14 protein-coding genes are annotated in these 18,335 nt (G+C 71.1%); 3 read left to right on the forward strand and 11 right to left on the reverse strand.

Annotation, left to right across the window (positions count from 1 at the left end; genetic code table 11):
- Window positions 1-326: 326 nt before the first annotated feature.
- The 10 genes from ASG43_RS06515 to ASG43_RS06560 all read right to left on the reverse strand — a co-directional run bounded on the left by ASG43_RS06515 (window position 327) and on the right by ASG43_RS06560 (window position 12,470).
- Complete coding sequence (locus ASG43_RS06515; RefSeq protein WP_082490694.1) at window positions 327-740, reverse strand: helix-turn-helix transcriptional regulator; 414 nt, start codon at window positions 738-740, stop codon at window positions 327-329.
- A gap of 65 nt (window positions 741-805) precedes the next feature.
- Window positions 806-1,024 carry a hypothetical protein gene (locus ASG43_RS06520; RefSeq protein WP_056502015.1) on the reverse strand — a complete coding sequence of 73 codons (219 nt, stop codon included), beginning with the start codon at window positions 1,022-1,024 and terminating at the stop codon, window positions 806-808.
- 374 nt (window positions 1,025-1,398) lie between these two features.
- Entirely contained in the window at window positions 1,399-2,157 is a 759-nt protein-coding gene (locus ASG43_RS06525) for a TfuA-like protein (RefSeq protein WP_056502017.1), read from the reverse strand.
- 28 nt (window positions 2,158-2,185) lie between these two features.
- Window positions 2,186-3,445 carry a YcaO-like family protein gene (locus ASG43_RS06530; RefSeq protein ID WP_056502020.1) on the reverse strand — a complete coding sequence of 420 codons (1,260 nt, stop codon included), beginning with the start codon at window positions 3,443-3,445 and terminating at the stop codon, window positions 2,186-2,188.
- A 5-nt stretch (window positions 3,446-3,450) separates the two neighbouring features.
- Window positions 3,451-3,702, reverse strand: coding sequence for a hypothetical protein (locus ASG43_RS06535; protein ID WP_056502022.1), 252 nt, complete (start codon window positions 3,700-3,702; stop codon window positions 3,451-3,453).
- 14 nt (window positions 3,703-3,716) lie between these two features.
- Window positions 3,717-5,879 (reverse strand): BTAD domain-containing putative transcriptional regulator, encoded by a 2,163-nt coding sequence (locus tag ASG43_RS06540; protein WP_056502027.1) that lies wholly within the window; start codon window positions 5,877-5,879, stop codon window positions 3,717-3,719.
- Between the two features lie 243 nt (window positions 5,880-6,122).
- A complete protein-coding gene (locus ASG43_RS06545) occupies window positions 6,123-6,326 on the reverse strand; it encodes a hypothetical protein (RefSeq protein ID WP_056502028.1) in 204 nt (67 codons plus the stop codon).
- A gap of 198 nt (window positions 6,327-6,524) precedes the next feature.
- Window positions 6,525-7,409 (reverse strand): formyltetrahydrofolate deformylase, encoded by an 885-nt coding sequence (purU, locus tag ASG43_RS06550; RefSeq protein ID WP_056502198.1) that lies wholly within the window; start codon window positions 7,407-7,409, stop codon window positions 6,525-6,527.
- 202 nt (window positions 7,410-7,611) lie between these two features.
- On the reverse strand, window positions 7,612-11,187 hold the full coding sequence (locus tag ASG43_RS06555; RefSeq protein WP_056502031.1) for an AAA family ATPase: 3,576 nt from the start codon (window positions 11,185-11,187) through the stop codon (window positions 7,612-7,614).
- Window positions 11,187-12,470, reverse strand: a complete 1,284-nt coding sequence (locus tag ASG43_RS06560) for a DNA repair exonuclease (protein WP_056502034.1) — start codon at window positions 12,468-12,470, stop codon at window positions 11,187-11,189. The genes ASG43_RS06555 and ASG43_RS06560 overlap by 1 nt, the downstream gene beginning before the upstream one ends.
- Window positions 12,471-12,765: 295 nt before the next feature.
- On the opposite strand from ASG43_RS06560, the gene repA reads away from it, so the two are divergent.
- From repA to repC, 3 genes are all read left to right on the forward strand, one after another.
- A complete protein-coding gene (gene repA / locus ASG43_RS06565; RefSeq protein ID WP_082490705.1) occupies window positions 12,766-14,028 on the forward strand; it encodes a plasmid partitioning protein RepA in 1,263 nt (420 codons plus the stop codon).
- Between the two features lie 121 nt (window positions 14,029-14,149).
- Window positions 14,150-15,550, forward strand: a complete 1,401-nt coding sequence (gene repB, locus ASG43_RS06570) for a plasmid partitioning protein RepB (protein ID WP_056502039.1) — start codon at window positions 14,150-14,152, stop codon at window positions 15,548-15,550.
- A gap of 229 nt (window positions 15,551-15,779) precedes the next feature.
- On the forward strand, window positions 15,780-17,264 hold the full coding sequence (repC, locus tag ASG43_RS06575) for a plasmid replication protein RepC (protein WP_082490696.1): 1,485 nt from the start codon (window positions 15,780-15,782) through the stop codon (window positions 17,262-17,264).
- A gap of 59 nt (window positions 17,265-17,323) precedes the next feature.
- Here the strand turns inward: repC and ASG43_RS06580 are convergent, their stop codons facing one another.
- Window positions 17,324-18,211, reverse strand: coding sequence for a PhzF family phenazine biosynthesis protein (locus ASG43_RS06580; protein ID WP_056502044.1), 888 nt, complete (start codon window positions 18,209-18,211; stop codon window positions 17,324-17,326).
- Window positions 18,212-18,335: the final 124 nt, after the last annotated feature.

The raw sequence follows: 18,335 nt of genomic DNA on the forward strand, positions 1-18,335 counted from the left end.
TCCTCCCGGCCTCCGGTCGTGCCCTCCCCTCCCCTTCTCGTCTCTTCTCTTCTCTTCTCTTCTCGTCTCGCCCGATCGCCGCCCGATCCCTGCGGCGTTCGCCGCGTGTCCCCGGCGTGGCCTCCCGATCCTCGGCCGATCAAGTTTCGGCCGCTCGCGTCCGGGCCGTTGGCGCGGGTCCGGACGGTTCTTGTCTGGACGGTTCGTGTCCAGGCCGCTCGTGTTCGGGCGCTTCGGATGGCGGACGCGTTCGCGCCCGACGCCGTCATCCTCCGCGTCGAAGATCGCTCCCGGGGGGAACGGGTGTCGTCGAGCGCCTGCCTCGATCAGACCCGCGAGGAGGCCTCGGCGGCATCCGATGCTTCGGCGGCCGCGATGACGTCGATCAGCATCAGGATGTTCTTCTTGATCTCCAGTTTGCCGATCCGCGACAGCTTCTCGATGATGCGAAGATCGGTCTCCTCGATGAACGGCGCGTCCCGGGGTGTCGAGACGTCGCCCGTCTTGTCCGCCGTTTCGATCTCGGCGAAGAGCGCCATGATCTCGACGTCCAGCGTGCGGGCGATGTCGTGCATCATGCTCGCGCTGATGCGGTTGGTGCCCTTCTCGTATTTCTGGATCTGCTGGAACGTGATCCCGACGGAGGTGGCAAGGGCTGTCTGGGACATGCCCCGCCGAATGCGGATTCGGCGAACATTTTGCCCGACCCTCAGATCGACAGGGTGAATGTCGTCGCTCATATCCGAACCTCGCACGATGGGACCTCCCTTCAGGAGTGGTGCGAAATCCTACACGCATTTGTGTTCTATTGAAGCCGGCTGATGATCGGGCGGGTGCGAGGCCCGATCTCCTTGGTTGCAACGGTTAATGCCGCGGATCGGCGCGGGCTGTCCCGCGATTTCAGATTCCGTTCCATCTCCTCGATCGCCAGCGAGACGATATAGGCCACGGCCGGAAGACTCTCCTCCTCCGCCTCGCGCCGGGCGTAGATGAGCATGGAGAGAAGGGCGTCTCGATCGGTCATTCAGTCGATCCCGGCAGATGCTGTCGCGTTCCTGTCCTCCAAAGAGCGGAAACGGCGTGACTGCAACGTGACGCAATCTAAAATTGTTATCATGGCCGTCTTGACGCACGCGAACGCGGTGGCCGGCGAGCCGGCATCCGGCCTCCGCACCGGGGAGATCCGCGACCTCGTGCCTTCGCCACCGTCCGTAAACCGACTTGCCCTCAACGGCTTAGCACCACGAACGGGCCGTCGCGGCCATGCCGGCGCGCGAAAGATCACCGAAACGATTCGGCGCGAGCGTCGCCGCGGGCTCCGTCCTCTGGCGGTGCGATCGCGCGGCTCCCGCTCGATCCCGTGCCGATGACGTCTCATCCGCGCACCGCAGGGCCGCCTTATGGTTGTAGGGACGGCAGGTCCGTCGTCACCGGTCCCGAACCCGCAACGGCCGTCGCAAGGCTGCGGGAAAAGGCCGCCGGTCGCGACAGGGTCCAGCCGGGCCGGACGCTGCGGCGGGCATCGGGCAGCGCGAGCATCGCTTCGACCAGTCGAAGCGCGTCCCTCTGCTTGAGGCGGGGTCCGAGGGCTCCGACGGCCGCTTTGATCTCGAGACCGCGCTCGCGGGAGAGGCCCGCTGTCTCGGCGAGACGCGCGTAGGTCCGCTCCTTGAAGAAGGTCGCGCGGGCGGCGGCCAGCAGCCGCGATGCCTCCGCCGGCGATACGGCGCTGCGCCGTCGCAGGTCCGCGACCGCCGCCTCGACGTCGACCAGAGCCTCCGTCACCGCCTGGAAGCCGAGCTCGGCGGGGGCGTGGAGCTGGGCGACGGCGGCATCGTCGTCGAGTTCGCCGCCGATATAGCGTTGCGCGATCCAGCCGACGGGGACCATGCCGAAGGGCGCGCATTCGGCGGCGCGCAGAGCGCCGAGCGAGGCGGCCCCGAGGACCTCGACGCCTTCCGCGAGGGCGAAGAGGATCTCCTTGTGCCAGACCGAGGCCACCGTTTCGAACAGGCCATCCACGAGCCCGATCACGGTCGCCCCGTCGTGGACGGCCGCGAGGAGATCGCCCTGTCGCGCGGGCGCCCGCCGCTCGATGTCGGCGGGACGTTCGGCGACGCCGTGGAGACTGGGGCCTGCGAACAGCACCTTCACCATGGCGTTCCCCGACCCGACCGCCGCGCCGTCACGCAGAGAGCATCGCCGCGATCCATCGCGGGCCCGGTCGCCAGTGCGGATTCGCCGGCCTGTCCTCCAGCTGCGGAATGAAGACCTTGACGACCGAGATGCCCTCCCGCGCGCCACCGAGGCGGGCGACGATCCCCTCCTCGACGCCGGCGGCGGCGAGACGCGCCAGCACGGCCGCGAGAAGGGCGCCGGGCGAGCCGTCCGCGACGTCGAGCGAGGCGGGCGCGGCTCCGGACGCGGCGCCGGCGGCGGGATCGGGCGCCAGCCCTGCGCGCAGAAGCTCGCCGTATTCGGCGGGATCGATGTCGTCCCGCGCGCCGGCGATGTTCGTGATCCGCGTCTGCGCCGCCTCCGTCAGCGCGCGAAGAGCCGCCTGGGAGGCGAGCGGATGGCATCCGATGCCGCCGGCGAGATCGAGCTGCCGTCGCGCGGGCAGACGCGCGTCGCGCAGCACCGCCTGGATCACGGGCACGCCGATCGTCGTCGTGAGGTCGTGGAGATCCACGCAGAAGCCGGCCGCCTCGATCCGGTCGGTCAGGTCGCGGACGGCCGGATGGGCGAAACGGCCGGGGTCGATCCGCAAGGCTGCCGCCCGGTCGGGGGAGCGATAGGCATGGAGCGTCATCGCGTCGCGCTCGATCAGCTCGCAGACGGCGTGCAGAATCGCTTCCTCCTCGTCATTGCCCGATGCGAGGCCGTTGGAAGAGCGCTGGAGATCGCCGAAGGCGCGTTCCGTATGGTCGAGACGGGCGGCTTCGAGCGGCACGAACACGGCGGCTCCCGTCGCGAGCGTCCGGCCCGTCAGCCAAGGGATCGGCGCGTCGGTTCTCCACCGCAGGTCCGCCCGCATCTGGCGGACGGGCTCGAAGACGCGCTCGCCCGCCGCGAGGAGATCGGCGGGCGCCGCGACGAAGGTCGGCGCGTCCGGCTGCTCTGCGATCGCATATTCCGCCGCTTCCATCAGAGCCGATGCGCTCGCGGCGTCGTCGTCGGTCCCCTTTCCCTGGTTGACGGCGAGCGTCAGGGCATTCGGCCGGATCGCCGCGAAAACCGGGATGCCGAGACGGTCGAGCCCGGTCTGGCGCGCCAGTCGCGTGATCCCGAGACGCGCCCAGTGCGGCCGGAGGCGGCGCACCGTCTCGCCCGGCGCGCAGATCCGCCCGCCGTTCGGCAGGACGTCCGCAAGCGCCGATCCGACCGAAGCGGGATGCGTCGACGATCCCGCGGGTTCGCCGGGCCGCTCGCGCCCGCCGACCAACGAGGTCAGTGGCGCAGAGCGGAGGGCAGCGTCAGGACACGGCTCGTCGCGCTCGCCGCCGCGCTGACGGCGATGGCGACATCGACGTTGCGCGAGATGTCGATCCCGCTCTTGCGCATCGCGCGCACCTTCGCGATCAGCTCCTTCTGCGCGGTGTCATCCACCATGTCGGTGACGGGCCGCACGGTTCCGGCCGCCGTATCGACGAGCCAGAGCTGGGGATTGCCGGTTTCCGCGACGATGAAGATGGTGGACAAGGCGTCTCTCCTGGTCAGCGGAATCCCGCTTCGTTGAGGGCTTCGGCGTAATGCGCCAGATGATCCGGCGATCTCAGCGGGATCGTCGCGATCCACTCGCTGATCTGGAAATTGGGTTGATCCTCCAAGGCCTTCTCGACGTAGAACGCCGCCTCCTCGCGGCGTCCGGCCCGCGCGAGGCAGGCCGCGGTCAGGCGGTAAGCCGGCTCGCCTTGCTTCATGCGGCCGAGATAGGCGAGCGCCTCGTCGTAGTTTTCGAGAAGAAACAACGTGCCGCCGGCCTTCCAGAGATAGTCGTCCGGGGGCAGCGGATTGAGTTCGATCGCCTTCTCGATCCGGCGCAGGGCCGGCAGCAGTTCGGAGGAATGGGTCAGCGCGTCGGCGTGCTCGGCGAGAATGTCGGCATGATGCGGCGCCAGCCGCTCGGCGTTCGCAAGGCCGGCCAGGGCCTCGTCGAGACCGCCGAGGAACAGGGATGCGCTGGCCAGTTCGCGCAGCGCCTCCCCGCTGAAGGGATCGAGGTCGACGGCGCGGGCGGCGATGCGGCGCGCCTGCCGCAGGAGGTCCTGCTCCGTTCGCGCCAGAAGCAGCCATTCCAGGACGAGCGTGCGGGCCAGACCGTTCAGCGCGGGCACGAAGTCCGGCGCGAGGTCGGCGGCGCGCGAAAAGGCGTGGCGCGCCCGCCGAACGGCGGGGAGATCGAGCCGGTGCAGATGCCGGCGCCCGCTGAGATATTGATGATAGGCGCTCGGCTCTCGCGTCGTCTCGAACCGTTGGAACTCCGCCTGTTCGACGCGGTCCGCCAGCGCCAGCACCAGCGAACGCGACAGCTCGCGATGGTGGTCGGCCGGCGCGCCGGCCGCGATGTCGAACTCCTCCGCCCACAGCGTCACGCGATCGCCGACGCGCAGGAGGCGCACCGACAGCCGGACGCGGCCGGCGAGGCTGCGAAGGCTGCTTTCGACGAGGTAGCGAATGGCGAACCGGTCCGCCGCGTCCGAGGTCCGGTCGATCTGCCGAGCCGTGTGCGGCGCGATGACGGCGATGGAGCGCAGCCGGCAGAGGCCGAGCGTCACGTCCTCGATCAGGCCCTCGGCGAACTCCGCGAACATCGGATCGACCGCCCCGACCTCCGGCCGCAGGAGGCAGAGCTTCGGCGCGATGGTCGCGAGCGCCGCGATCGCGCCGTTCGGACCCTCGCCGCGCGGCGCGGACTTGTCGCCGTCCGGCGGAGCGCTCCCGCCCCGGCTTCCCGTGGAGGCGCGCGTCGCATCGGGCTTTGGCGTTTGCGTGTCCTGCGCACCCGCGCCGAGGGACCTCGGAGGCGCGGCGCGGCCCTCGAACCGGGCGGCGAGACCCTGGAACGGCGGATCGAGGAGGCGGACGAAGCGCCGGTCTCCCGATGCCTCCGCATCCCGCGAGGACCGCGCCGGACCCGCCCGGCGGCGCAGCCCGTAGAGGAGCTCGGCGGTCTTCGCGTCGGGCTCGGTGCCGAGTTCGGCGTCCAGCCGCTGACGAAGGTGCTCGAAGGTCTCCTCGGCCGCGGCGAGGCCCTGGCTCCTGCCGCGCAGGGTGATCAGAGCGCGCCAGGCCTCCTCGCGATAGGGATCGACCTCGATGAGCCGGCGCAGCGCGTCCTGTCCGACGCTGCCGCCGAGCGCCGTCGCTCCACCGAGGACCAGTTCGCCGAACCGCTCCCGCAGGCGGCCGCGCTGGACGCCGATCCACGCGTCCAGCGTTTCCCCCTGCCCCGCGATCCCGTCGAGGAGATCGCCCCGGTAAAGGCTTGTGAGCGAGGCGAGCGAGGCGGCGTCCCGCGGCACCTCCGCCCGCAGCAGCCGATCGACATCGCAGGAACCAGCGGCCGGCGCTCCCGTGCGGGCGCGGGCGAAGCGCACGTCCTGGCGCGAGACGGCGAAGAGATCGAGCCCGAGCGCGGCCTGCCGGTTCTGGATGCGGGAGAGAAGCTGCCGGAAATTGGCGAGCGCGCCGGTCTCGCCCGTATCGCCGTAGATCCAGTCGGCGAGGGCGGCGCGCGGCGCGCGGCCGTCGAAGGCGAGGCGAAGCAGGGCGGCGAGAACGAAGCCCTTCTGCGGAAAGGCGACCGCCCGGTCGTCCTCGCCGCATTGCAGCATCGGCGAGCCGAGAAGGATCAGCGTGTGCGGTCGGTCGACCATGCGGCTTGCGACTTTCCTGACGGCGTCAGGGGAAGACGTAGCAGCAGTTTCGACCTCTCGCCAAGCACGCGTCGCGGTCGATCGCGACCGTTTGTCACGATCCTGTCACAAGCGGACCTTCCCCAGCGGCACGTGTCCTTCGGGACGCCCCGTCGCAGCCATGCGAACCCGGCGTGGAAGGCGGTTTCGATGGAGGTCGACGACAAGCGAGCCCCGGCGCCGGCGCCCGGGGACGACGGACCGTCAGGCTTCGGCGAAGACGTAGAAACCGGTGAGCCAGATCGTCTCGCGGGCCGCCTCGCGGTGCACCGGCGCCTGGCCCGACAGGTCCTCGGCGGTCTTGCCCTCGAAGGTCCAGCGCCCTCTCAGGAAGGTCGGGATCGGCGAGGCGTCGGGGATCAGGCAGACGATCGACGGGTCTTCGGACTTGCGGAACACATTCAGCATCGTGGACCTCCCGCTTCGGTGAAGTCCTTGTCCCTCCACAACACGGCAAAGCGAGGGCCGATTCGTCTCCGATCGTGCCGGCCGATGTTTTTTTGTATCGGCTGCGAAGGATCTCCCGGCGCGGCCGTCCTGCCCCCTCCCCTCGGCGTTCCGCAACGCTTCCCGGTTGGCCGCGACGCCTCCCGCCCGGCCTTTCCGTCAGCCCATGCGCTCGGAGGCGTAGCCGCCGGGGCTGGCGGGGAAGACGACGGTGCGGTTGCCGTTCTGGAAGACGCGGTGGTGAATGTGGGCGTGGATGGCGCGCGAGAGCACCTGCGCCTCCACGTCCCGCCCGATCGTCACGTAGTCGGCGGCCGACTGCGCGTGGGTGATGCGGGCGACGTCCTGCTCGATGATCGGCCCCTCGTCGAGATCGGCGGTGACGTAGTGCGCCGTCGCCCCGATCAGCTTCACGCCGCGGCTGTAGGCCTGCTTGTAGGGATTGGCGCCCTTGAAGCTCGGCAGGAAGGAATGGTGGATGTTGATGATCCGGCCCGACATGTCCTGGCACATCTGATCGGACAGGACCTGCATGTAGCGCGCCAGCACGATCAGCTCGGCCCCCGTCCCCGTGACGATGCCCATGATCCTCGCCTCGGCCTCGGGCTTGTTCGCGGGGGTCACGGGAATGTGGTGGAAGGGAATGTCGTGGTTCACGACGACCTTCTGGTAATCGAAATGGTTCGACACGACCGCCACGATGTCGATCGGCAGCGCGCCGATCTTCCAGCGATAGAGAATGTCGTTGAGGCAGTGTCCGAAGCGCGAGACCATCAGCACGACCTTCATCGGCGTCTTGGAATCGTGGAAGGCGTAGGTCATCGCGAAAGGCTCGGCGATCGGGGGCAGGCCCGCTTCGAGCTCGGCCAGCGGCACGCCTTCCTCGGAATTGAAGCCGACGCGCATGAAGAAGTTGCCGGTGTCGAGATCGTCGAACTGCGCGGAGTCCACGATGTTGCAGCCCTTGCCCGCGAGATAGGTGGAGACCGCGGCGACGATGCCGCGGGTCGACCGGCAGGTCACGGTGAGAACGTACTGGCTCATGGATCTTCCCTCGGGATGGAGCGCGGCGCGCATCGAGGACGCGGCGCTCCTTTGGATCGCGGTGACGGACCCTGTCACCCCCGCCGGGGCCAAGGCTGCTCGATCGGCGACATCGCCGTGACGGGCGGCGACGCCCGCGCCTCCCCTCGTCCGATCCGCCGCCCTTTTCAAGCGGAAATCCGACGGGCGGACGCTCCCGCGCTCAGAGCTGGTGGATGCGCACGCCGGGTTCGACCAGCCGCGCGATGTCGCAGAGATGGCGGTGATGGGTGAAGTAGACGACCTGCCCGATGCGCGAGAGTTTCGCCAGACGCCGGAGGACCTCTTCCGACCGGGGCTCGTCGAAGGTCTCCATGATGTCGTCGGCCAGGAAGGGAACCGCACGCCGTGCGCTTGCGAACTCCTCGTAGCCGGCCAGCCGCAGCGCGAGATAGAGCTGGAAGCGAGTGCCCTTGGACATGGCGGTGGCCAGTTTCGAGCCGCCCTCGCGGGGCAGGCCGATCAGCGTCTCCCGGTCCTTGTCGGGGCGCGCGGACAGGCCGCTATAGGCGCCCCGCGTCATGGCGGCGAAGGCCTCGGAGGCTCGGCCCATCATGGTCGAGCGGTGGCGGTCGCGGAAGCGGCGCAACGCTTCCTCCGCGACGAGCGCCCCGGCCTTCAGCCGGAGATGCCGGCGGGCCGCCTCCTCCATCTCGATCAGCACGGTCTGGCGCTCCACCTGGAGCCGCGCGACCTCGTCGCCGCCTCCGATCGCCTCCAGGGCTTCGGCCGCCCGCTTCTGGTTGGCGAAGAGCTCCCGCGCATGGGTCTCCAGATCCTCCTGCCGCGCCGCCAGCTCGCCCGCCGCCCGCTCGGCCTCGCCGAGATCGGCAGCGGCCAGACGCGCCAGCGCGTCCTCGACGCCAGCGGCTTGCAGGTCGGCGACGAGCGTGCGGCCGAGTTCGCCGAGCCGGCGTTCGAGCCGGGCGCGCTCGGCGACGCGCTCCAGCGCCTCTGCCACCTCGGCCAGCGTCTCGACGCCGAACAGGGCGGTCATCTCCTCCTTGCGCGCGGCGGCGTGGCGCAGCTCCTCAAGGAGCGCCAGCGTCCTTGCCTCCTCCGCCTCGCGCTCCGCGCGGCGATCGCCGAGAAGCGCCGCCACCTTCTCGGCCTCATCCAGCCGGGCGGCGAGAGCCTCCACCAGACGGGGCGGCGGCGTCTCGTCGGCCGTCTCGCCGAGGCGGCGAAGCAGACCGTCGCATCGCTCGGCGAGCGCGGCCTGATCGGCGAGCATGGTCTCGACGCGGTGGCCCATCTCGTCGCGCTCGCGCAGCGCCGCGGCGAGTTCGCCGAGAACGTCGAGGATCTCCCGCACCGCGCCGATGCCGGCGTCGGGATCGATCCAGCGCCCGGCGAGCGCCGCCGACCAGTCCCCCTGCCAGCGCCGCAGCGCCTCGGCCGCTTCGCGGCGGGCCTCGCGCCGGCGCGTCAGCTGCGCCTCGCTGTCGGCGAGGGCGGCCGTCGCCTGCGCCGCCTTGACGCTGCCGGCCCGCCGCTCTTCGATGAGGTCTTCCGCGAGGGCAGCGAGCTCGGCGATGGGGATCGTCTCGCCCGCCTCGTCGCCCTCTCCGCCCGCCATCGTGCCGACCGCGCCGCAGAGGCGGCAGGCCTGCGCCAGCGCCCGGCCGTCGGCTTGCGCCTCCGCGCGCGCGGCCGCCTCGCCGGAGACGATCGCGCCGAGCGCGGCGGCGGCGGCGAGCGCTTCCGTCCGGCGCAGCGCGAAGGCGGSGAGCCGGTCGAGAAAGGCGCCGATCCGGCCCGGCGCGGGCAGCGCGATGCCCGGAGGCACCGCATCCGACATCTCCGCGAGAAGACAGGCGACATCGACCTCCACCGCGGCGAGCGCGGCGTCTTGCACGGCACGCCCGGCTTCGGCGACCGCCAGCGCGGCCTCGAACTGGCGAAGCTCCGTCAGGTCGCGGGCGCGGGTGAGGCGCGCCTCGACGATGCGGTCGTCGGCTTCGAGCGCGGCGGCGAAGACGGCGGCGCTCGCGGGATCGAGGCGGTCGCTGTGGCGCGCCCAGGCAGCGTCGCGCGCCGCGCGCAGACGCCGCGCCTCGTCGTCGCCGATCGCGCCCGCCGCTCCGCGCAGGGCTTCGAGGCGCGCCGTCGCGGCGGCGGCCTCGGCCTCGAGGTCCCGATGCTTCTCCCGATGGCGGGCGCGGCGGCGATCGAGCTCGGCGAGCGCCGCGCGCCAGGCCTCGACGCGCGTCTCGTCCGGCGGAACCAGCGCCGCCAGAGCCTTGGGATCGGCGGCGAAGGGCGCGTCGACGCCGAAGCCGGCGAGCTTGTCCATCGCCTGTTCGAGCTTTCGCTCGGCCTGCGGGCGCTCGCGCTGGCACAGACGCAGGCGCACCGGCGCGTCGCTGTCGCGGACCCGGCGCAGGGCCTGCGCGAGATTGCTGAGGGCGCGCTCCTCGCCCTCGGGACGGTCCGGCCGCTGTCCGGACGCGGTCGGATCGTCCGCCTCGGACTCCGCTGTCCCGCGCCCGGCCGCGCGCTGCGCCGCCTCGACGGCCTCGCCCGCCCGCCGGAACTCCTCGTCGGCGGTGCGCAGTCGCGCGTCGACGCCGGAGCGCGCCTCGATCAGCTCGCGCAGCCGCCCGGTGACCGGGGCCGGCAGGATGAGCGCGGCGGGGTCGGCATGGTCCCCCTGCCCCAGCCGGTGGAGCAGCGCGGCCACCCGCGCCTCGTGCGCGGCGAGCGATGCGCGCCGGCGCGGCAGATCCTCCTCGGCGGTGGCGTAGCGGCCCATCGCGTCGCGCATCGCGCGGATCTCGCCGGCGAGCGACAGCACCGCCTCGTCCGGCACCAGCGCGTCGATCTCCTGGAGAAGAGAACCCGCCCGCTCCCGGCCCGCTTCGATCAGCGCGCCGAGCCGCGCTTCGGCATCGCGCAAGGAGGGCAGGTCCCGCCCATAGGCTTCGGGCGCGCGGGGCAGGCCGGCATAGGCGGCGAGCGTCTCGGCGGTCGCGCGATAGTCGGCGGCGACCGGGGCCGCCTTGAGGAGACGCGTCGCGTGCTCGAGATCCGCCTTCACCCGGCCGAGTTCCGCCAGACCCGTGCGATAGGCCTCGCCGGCGCGCGTCGCGGTCTGGGACAGAGCGGCATAGGCGGAGGCGGCGGTGTCGAGGGCCTCGCGCCGCGTCTTCAGTTCGGCGAGACGGGCCTTCAGGCCCGCGATCACGGTGGAGCGCGCCTGCTTCTTGTGGAGCGCGTCGGCCTCTTCGCCGGTCTTCGCCAGCGCGGCGCCGATCTCCGCCAGACCGGCGCTCGCGGAGAAGAGAAGCTCGCCGAGATCGCCCTTGCTTTGGAGGATCGCGTCGCCGCCGCGCTCCAGCGTCTCGTCGTCGAGCGAGAACATGTTGCGGAAGGCCTCGCGGCCGATGCCCGACAGAGCGCCCGCGATCACCGCGTCGCTCGCCGGGCTCTGGTCGGCGTGGAAGAGCGAGGGATGCCCGGCCCCGCGCTTCAGCCGGACGAGATCGTGGAGCGCGCCGTCGATCTCGAGCGCGGCGCCGATCTCCATCGAGGGATAGGGATGCAGGAAGCCGTATTCGGACTTGTGCTCGATGCCGAAGAGGAGATCGAGCGTGGCCGACAGCGCGGTCGACTTGCCCGCCTCGTTGAGGCCGTAGACCACGTGGAGGTCGCCGCCCTCCGCCGGCCGCTCGCCGAAATCGAGGCTGGTGCCGGTGAACTTGCCGTAGCGCGTGAGGTCGAGGCGGCGGATGCGCATCAGGCGGCCTCGCCGTCGCCGGAGACGAGACGGGCGAGGACCTCCTCCGTGCCCTCCCCGATCAGCGCGTCGAGAAAGGCGGAGAAGCCCGCCTCGTCCTCGCCGGCAAAGCCCCGCGCCTCCTGCGGCAGGGCGTCGAGCACCTCGCGCGCGAGACGGGCGACCTCCTCGCGGATGCCGTGGCTCTGCGCGATCTCGCCGCGCATGAGCTGGCCGAGCTCGCGGACGGGATCGCCGCCCGTCCGCCCGTCCGCCGCCGGCTCCTCCGGGGGCGGCGCGTCGTGCGCGTCCTGCGAGATCGCCTCGATCCAGACGCGGCCGATGCGCTCGCCGCGCAGCGCGGCCTCGGCCAGGAGGAGGTCCGCGTCGCGGCGCAGGCGGAAGGCCAGGGGCGTGCGGCCGGTCAGGCCGAGCCGGGCGACGAGATGGGGCGAGGTCGCCGCGTCGCGCGCCGTGCCGAGCGCGGTCTCGATCGCGTCCACCGCCTGGCTCCAGGTGAGCGCGCCGGTGAGGTCCACCCCGACGCGCCGGAATTCGGCAAGGCTGGTGCGGCGCTCCTCGACCGCGATCGCTCCATCGTCGGCGACGGTGACGAGCGAGACGCTTTTCGGCCCGGCCTCGTTGATGTCGCGCCCCTGCGGGATGCCGGGCATGACGACGGTCGCCGCGCCCCGGTGTTCGGAGCGGGCATGGATGTGGCCGAGCGCCCAGTAGCGGAAGCCGGACGCGTTCAGCTCGGCAAGCGTGCAAGGGGCATAGACGTCGTGGCCGCGGACGCCGCCGAGGCTCGTGTGGAGAAGGCCGATATTGACGGCGTCCGGCACGGGCGGGGCGAACTTGGAGAGGAGGCTGTCCGGCGCATGCGGCTTGGCGAAGCTGATCCCGTGGATCGCGAGATCGAGGCCCGGCCGCTCGATGCGCACCACGTCCGGCCGCTCCCCGAAGATCGTCACGCCCTGCGGCAGGACGAGCTGCCGGGTGATCTTGGAGAGCGCGTCGTGATTGCCGCGGATCTTGAAGACGAGGATGCCGGCCTCGGCGAGCCGCGCCAACTCGCCCGCGAGGAACCGCGCGGTCTTCATGGAGGTCTGGTCGCCGTCGTAGAGATCGCCCGCCACCAGCAGCGCGTCGACGCGCTCATCGAGGCAGAGATCGACGATCGCGGTGAAGGCCGAGCGCGTGGCGTCCCCGACGAGATCGGCCAGTTCGGCATGGCGCAGCGACAGCGAGCGAAGCGGGGAGTCGAGATGGAGATCGGCGGTGTGGACGAAACGAAAGGCCATGCTCGGCTCCTAGCAGCGGCGCGTCTTCGGCACCAGCCGACACCGGCCGGCCGCGGTTTCGGCCGCCCTGCGGGGCGCGGCCGCGCGGGCGAACCGAGCGCGTTGACAGCTGTCAACGCGGCGAAGTTTGAGGCGACGCCCGCGACGGGGGAGGGTTGACTCGAATCAGATGAGTCCGCAACCCTCCATTTACGCATCTGCGCCGTGGACGCGGCAAAGAGCGTAACCGCGCGAGGTCAGCGCAAGTCAGGACTTCTAGCCTGGGTCAAAGATCCAGAATCGGAGAATGACGGCGATGCTCGCACGAGCCAACGAGAACGGACAGACCGAGGTGACACGGACGACCAAGGAACCGGCGCTCCCGGCCGACCTGCAGATCGCGGAGGACGCGCGGCTTCTGTCGAGCCAACTCTCGGCCATGCGCCAGCGCCTGTTCCCGCCATCCGCCTTCAAGACGCTGCGCTCCTTCACCTCGGGCGAGGCGGCCAAGCTGATCGGGGTCTCCGACGGCTATCTGCGTCAGCTCTCCATATCGGGCGAGGGGCCGCAACCCGAGATCGGCCCCGCCGGCCGCCGCTCCTACACGCTGGCCGACATCAACGCGCTGCGCCGCCATCTCGCCGGCCAGCACGAGCCGGGCAGCGCCAAGTCGCGGCAATATCTCAAATGGCGAGACGAGGCGGCGGGCGAGCATCTCCAGGTCATCGCCGTCACCAATTTCAAGGGCGGATCCGGCAAGACGACGACGGCCGCCCATCTGGGGCAGCACTTCGCCCTCAAGGGCTATCGCACGCTCGCGATCGACCTCGACCCCCAGGCCTCCTTTTCCGCGCTGCTCGGCTACCAGCCCGAGCTCGACCTCACGGGCAACGACACGCTCTACGGCGCGATCCGCTACGACGAGAAGCGTCTCGCGATGTCCGACATCATCCGCCCGACCTATTTCGACGGGCTGCACCTCGTGCCCGGCAATCTCGAGCTCCAGGAGTTCGAGCACACGACGCCGCGCCAGCTGGCCGGCGTGGAGGACGAGGGCGGCGTGCCCTTCTTCGCCCGCGTGCAGGATGCGATCGCCTCGGTCGCGGACCGCTACGACGTCGTGGTGCTGGACTGTCCGCCCCAGCTCGGCTTCCTCACCCTCGGCGCGCTCTGCGCGGCGACCTCGGTCATCACGACCGTGCATCCCCAGATGCTCGACGTCGCCTCGATGAGCCAGTTCCTGTTCATGACCTCCGATCTCCTCGGCGTCGTGCGCGATGCCGGGGGCACGCTGAACTTCGACTTCCTGCGCTATCTCGTGACGCGCTACGAGCCGCATGACGGCCCGCAGGCGCAGATCGCGGGTTTCCTGCGCGCCCAGTTCGGCTCGCGCGTCCTCACCAACGCCATGCTGAAATCCACCGCCGTCTCCGATGCCGGCCTCACCAAGCAGACCCTCTACGAGGTCGGGCGCGAGAACTTCTCCCGCCTCACCTACGATCGCGCGATGGAGGCGTTGACAGCTGTCAACGAGGAGATCGAGGCGCTGGTCGTGGACGCCTGGGGGCGGGCGGCATGAAAAGCCCTCTGTCCCGCACCGACCTTTCTTCCGCGCGGCCGAGGCATCGGCCCGCGACTTATCCCCCTGTCGCCGGACGGCCGCATGATGGCGCTCGTGCGGAAGCGAACGGAGGGCGGGCATGAGCAAGCGAAAGGACGAGTTGCGCGCGCTGCTGATGGGCGGTCCGGCCGCGAGCCCGGCGCCGACGGCCAAGCCCGCACCGGCCCCTTCGGCCGCGTCGCCATCGACGACGCAATCGACGACGCCCTCGGCAACGGCAACGCCGTCGCCGTCCCGCTCCCCCTCACGAACGGCCGCGAGGGCGGACCGGGAAGCTGCGGAGCCTACCGGCGGTCCGTCCGCGAGCGAGGGGCGGGCCCCGGAGGTCCGGGGCGGCGAGACGCCGCCCGGTCTTGACGGGCCCGGCGGGGGCGATCATGCCGGAAACGGCCGCGAAGACGCGGGACCGGACGCGATCCAAGCGACGGGATCCGCGATCTCTCCCGGCGCGCCCGCCGCATCATCCCCCGGTGCAGCCCTTCCCGAGCCCAAGCCCCTGCCGGAGCGCACGACCTCCGGCGCGGTCAAGGCCATGGGCCTTGCGCTCGGTTCGCTGCGGTCGGGCGCGGAGGAGGCGAGGGCGCTTCGCGAGAGCATCGCGCGCGGCGATCAGGTCGTCGAGCTCGATCCCGCGCGGATCGAGCCGGCCTTCGTCGCCGATCGCCTCAGCCGGGGCGGGGAGGGCGACGAGAGCTTCGAAAGCCTGAAGGCCTCGATCTCGGAGAGCGGCCAGACCGTGCCGATCCTCGTTCGGCCCCATCCCGATCCCGCCAAGGCGAAAGCCGGCCATTATCAGGCCGCCTACGGTCACCGCCGCATCTCGGCGACGCAGGCGCTGGGCCTGAAGGTTCGCGCCGTCGTCCGGCCGCTCACCGACGAGGAGCTCGTGCTCGCGCAGGGCAAGGAAAATTCCGAGCGGCGCGACCTCTCCTTCATCGAGCGCGCGCTGTTCTGCCGGGCGCTTCTGGAGCGCGGCTTCGAGCGCCGCACGGTGCAATCGGCGCTCTCGCTCCACAAGGCCGAGCTGACGCGACTCCTGCAGGTCGCGGACCTCATCCCGCATCACATCGCGGCCGCCATCGGCCCGGCCCCGCGCGCGGGCCGTCCGCGCTGGATGACGCTGGCCGAACGGATCGGCGCCGACGCGGCCAACCGGCAGAAGGCCGAGGACGAGATCGGACGGGACCGCTTTCGGCTCGCCTCCAGCGACGATCGCTTCGCGCTGGTCTGGGCCAGGCTCGCCCGGCCGAGCGCTGCGGCGGCGGAGGAGGCCCTGCTGTCGCCGGACGGCGCGCGGATCGGCGCGCTGAGGCGCTCGGGCAAGGGCGCGGTGATCGAGATCGGCGAGGCGGATTTCGCGGCCTTTCTGGCCGGCCGGATTCCCGAGCTTCACGCCGCCTTCGCCGCCGCCCGAACGGACGGCCCGCAGGAGGAGCGAGAGATCGACGGCGCGCGGGACAAGAAGCCGCGCCGACGCTGACCATCCGGGTCCGGATGCCCTCGACCGAGGGGACCGGAGCCGCGACGAACCCGAAACGCAACAGGAAAGGAACGAGATCGGAGACGAAAAAAAGGCCCCCAGAACGTCACCGCCCGGAAGCCTCTTTCTCGATGTAGCAATCTGAAAGAATCATCTCCGGTCGTCTCTGTCAAGAGTCGGGCGCGTTCCGGCAACGGCTTTGCTTTGCCTTCGCATCGGTTTGCGAACCATGACCGGACATTTATGGACCTCGCCCTTCGGCGCGAGACCGATTTCGGCTGCCCTGGTGGTGGCGGAAATTCGGCTTCGCGAGCGACAGGGGCAGATGGCGCTCGGCCGTGAAGCCGAGGCCTCGAACGCGGCCGGGCGCGCCGCGGGCACCGGCGGAACGGGCGGATCGGGCGCCGGCTCGAACGACGACGGGCGCGTCGCCGACAAATGGCAGCTCCTGCGCGCGCTCTCCGAAGCGCGCGAGCGCTTTCGCCTGTCGGACCGCACGATCTCCGTCCTGGAGGCGCTCCTGTCGTTCCGGCCGGGCAAGACGCTGGACGGAGCCGCTCCGATCATCGTCTTTCCCTCCAACCGCGAGCTGTCGCTGCGAACGCGCGGCATGGCGCCCGCGACGCTGCGTCGGCACATCGCCGCGCTTGTCGCCGCCGAACTGGTGTTTCGCCGCGACAGTCCGAATGGCAAGCGCTTTCGCCGACGCCCGAGGGACGGGGAGGGGGACACGGACGACGGCGCCGGCGGCGACGCCTTCGGCTTCGATCTGTCCGCCCTCGCGCTGAAGGCCGGCGCGATCTTCGAGGCCGCCGAGATCGAGCGCCGGCAGGCCCGGATCGCCGCGCGCCTGCGCCAGGCCATCTCCCTCCATCGCCGCGACATCCGCAAGATCGTCGAGGCCGCGCTTTCGGAGGAGCGTGCCGGACCCTGGCCGGCCGTCCTCCAGCGCCTCGAGGCTCTTGCCTTGCCCCGTCACGCCAAGGCCCCGCTGGGCCTTCTCACGATGGCGCAAGCCGATCTCCTGCGCCTTCGCGCCGAAGCCGAGACGGCCTATCTCGACGCCCTGACGCAGGCCGAGATGGAACACCAGGAAATGAGCGCCAATGACGCTCGTTCTGAGCGCCACCATCAGAATTCAACGACAGACCCATCCACTGAATCCAACGGCCATGAAGGGTGGAAACGGCAAAGCGGCGGAATGCGCGGCACGCCGGCAGGGACCCGATCGCGAGCCGAAGCGGACGAGCGAAGCGGCGAGACCGGCGGTGACGGGGGCGGCGATGGGAGCGATGGGGGAGGGGCGAGCCGAACCGCGGAGGAGACTGACCCGTCCATTGGCGCCGGAGCGGGCGTTGCCGGAAGCGGGGCTGGGGAGGGTGGGCGTGCGCCGGAGGTGCGGGGCATGAGCTTCGACCTGTCGACGGTGTTGCGGCTCTGTCCGGAGATCACGGCCTATGCGCTTCAGCCGGTGCGGGACTGGCGGGCCTTCGTGCAGTTGGCGGGGCTCGTGCGCGGGTTCCTCGGCATTTCGGAGGATGCCTGGCGGCAGGCCTGCCGGACCATGGGCGAGATCCCCGCCGCGACCGTCGTCGCCGCGATGCTCCAGCGCTCCGACCGCATCACCTCGCCGGGCGGATATCTGCGCAGCCTGACGGCCAAGGCCGCCAAGGGCGCGTTCCGCGTCGAGCCGATGCTGCGGGCGCTGGAATGAGGCCAGCGGCGTGCGTCGAGACGAGGAACCCGGCGCTCTCCGCGCACCGTGCGGCACGGTCAGGATCCGCGGACGGTCTCTCCGAAAAAGCAGGTGCGGCAGCGTCCGCCGACCCAGATGCGACCGTCCGCCTCCTTCGTGACGAAGACGCGTCCGGTCCGGCCGAGCCGGGTGCCTTGCGCCGCGACATAGGGGCCGCTCGCGCGCCCGCTGGCGTAGAGCCATTGCGCGACGGAGGCGTTGAGGCTGCCGGTGACGGGGTCTTCCATCAGGGTTCCCCTGGCATCGCTGAAGATCGCGCGGATCTCCCAGTCGGCGTCGTGGCCGGGGGGATGGCGGCCGACGATGCCGATGTCGATCCCCCGATGATGGGAGCCGGCGGGCGACACCGCGAGCACGGCCTCGGCCGAGCCGAGAAGCACCGCGACCCAGCCCGGTCCGTTGTCCACCCATTGCGCGGCCAGAACCGCCTCGCGCGGCAGGCGCAGGACCTCGAGGATCTCGGCGATCTCCGCCTCGTCGGCGGGACCGGAGCGCATCAGCGGCGGCGCGGCGAAGGCGAGGCGCGTGTCGCCGTTTCCGGTTGCATCCCCGTTTCCGGACACCTCATCGTCGCTTCGGCGGATCGGCACGAGGCCGACGCCGCATTCCTGCAGGATCGTCTCCCCCTTCGGCTGTCCGCCGAGGGCGAGAAAGGCATGGGCCGCGCCGAGCGTGGGATGACCGGCGAAGGGCAGCTCGCGCGCATGGGCGAAGATGCGCACGCGATAATCCGCCGCCGGCTCGGTCGGCTCCAGGAGGAAGACGGTCTCCGACAGGTTCAGCCAGCGCGTGATCGTCTGCATCTCCTCGGCCCCGATCCCCTCGGCCGCGGCGACGACGCCGAGCGGATTGCCGGACCAGGGACCGGAGGCGAAGACGTCGACGAGGAGGAACGGGCGGGACATCGGGGGCTCCGGACGAGGGGAGGGGATGGCAAAGGGTCTGGTTCGGGGGCTTGCCGTCGCTCAAGACGGGTCGCCGGCGCCGACGGCGACCGGAGCCCTCGGCAGTCCCACCCGCATCCTAGCC

Origin of the sequence: Aureimonas sp. Leaf454 (assembly GCF_001424685.1) — a bacterium.
Classification (GTDB): domain Bacteria; phylum Pseudomonadota; class Alphaproteobacteria; order Rhizobiales; family Rhizobiaceae; genus Plantimonas.

Excerpts from the sequence above, each read along its gene's own strand:
- ASG43_RS06580 (WP_056502044.1), bottom strand. The coding sequence starts at position 18,211 with ATGTCCCGCCCGTTCCTCCTCGTCGACGTCTTCGCCTCCGGTCCCTGG.
- ASG43_RS06520 (WP_056502015.1), bottom strand. The coding sequence starts at position 1,024 with ATGACCGATCGAGACGCCCTTCTCTCCATGCTCATCTACGCCCGGCGC.
- ASG43_RS06515 (WP_082490694.1), bottom strand. The coding sequence starts at position 740 with ATGAGCGACGACATTCACCCTGTCGATCTGAGGGTCGGGCAAAATGTT.
- repB (WP_056502039.1), top strand. The coding sequence starts at position 14,150 with ATGAGCAAGCGAAAGGACGAGTTGCGCGCGCTGCTGATGGGCGGTCCG.
- ASG43_RS06545 (WP_056502028.1), bottom strand. The coding sequence starts at position 6,326 with ATGCTGAATGTGTTCCGCAAGTCCGAAGACCCGTCGATCGTCTGCCTG.
- repC (WP_082490696.1), top strand. The coding sequence starts at position 15,780 with ATGACCGGACATTTATGGACCTCGCCCTTCGGCGCGAGACCGATTTCG.
- ASG43_RS06560 (WP_056502034.1), bottom strand. The coding sequence starts at position 12,470 with ATGGCCTTTCGTTTCGTCCACACCGCCGATCTCCATCTCGACTCCCCG.
- repA (WP_082490705.1), top strand. The coding sequence starts at position 12,766 with ATGCTCGCACGAGCCAACGAGAACGGACAGACCGAGGTGACACGGACG.
- ASG43_RS06540 (WP_056502027.1), bottom strand. The coding sequence starts at position 5,879 with ATGGTCGACCGACCGCACACGCTGATCCTTCTCGGCTCGCCGATGCTG.
- purU (WP_056502198.1), bottom strand. The coding sequence starts at position 7,409 with ATGAGCCAGTACGTTCTCACCGTGACCTGCCGGTCGACCCGCGGCATC.
- ASG43_RS06525 (WP_056502017.1), bottom strand. The coding sequence starts at position 2,157 with ATGGTGAAGGTGCTGTTCGCAGGCCCCAGTCTCCACGGCGTCGCCGAA.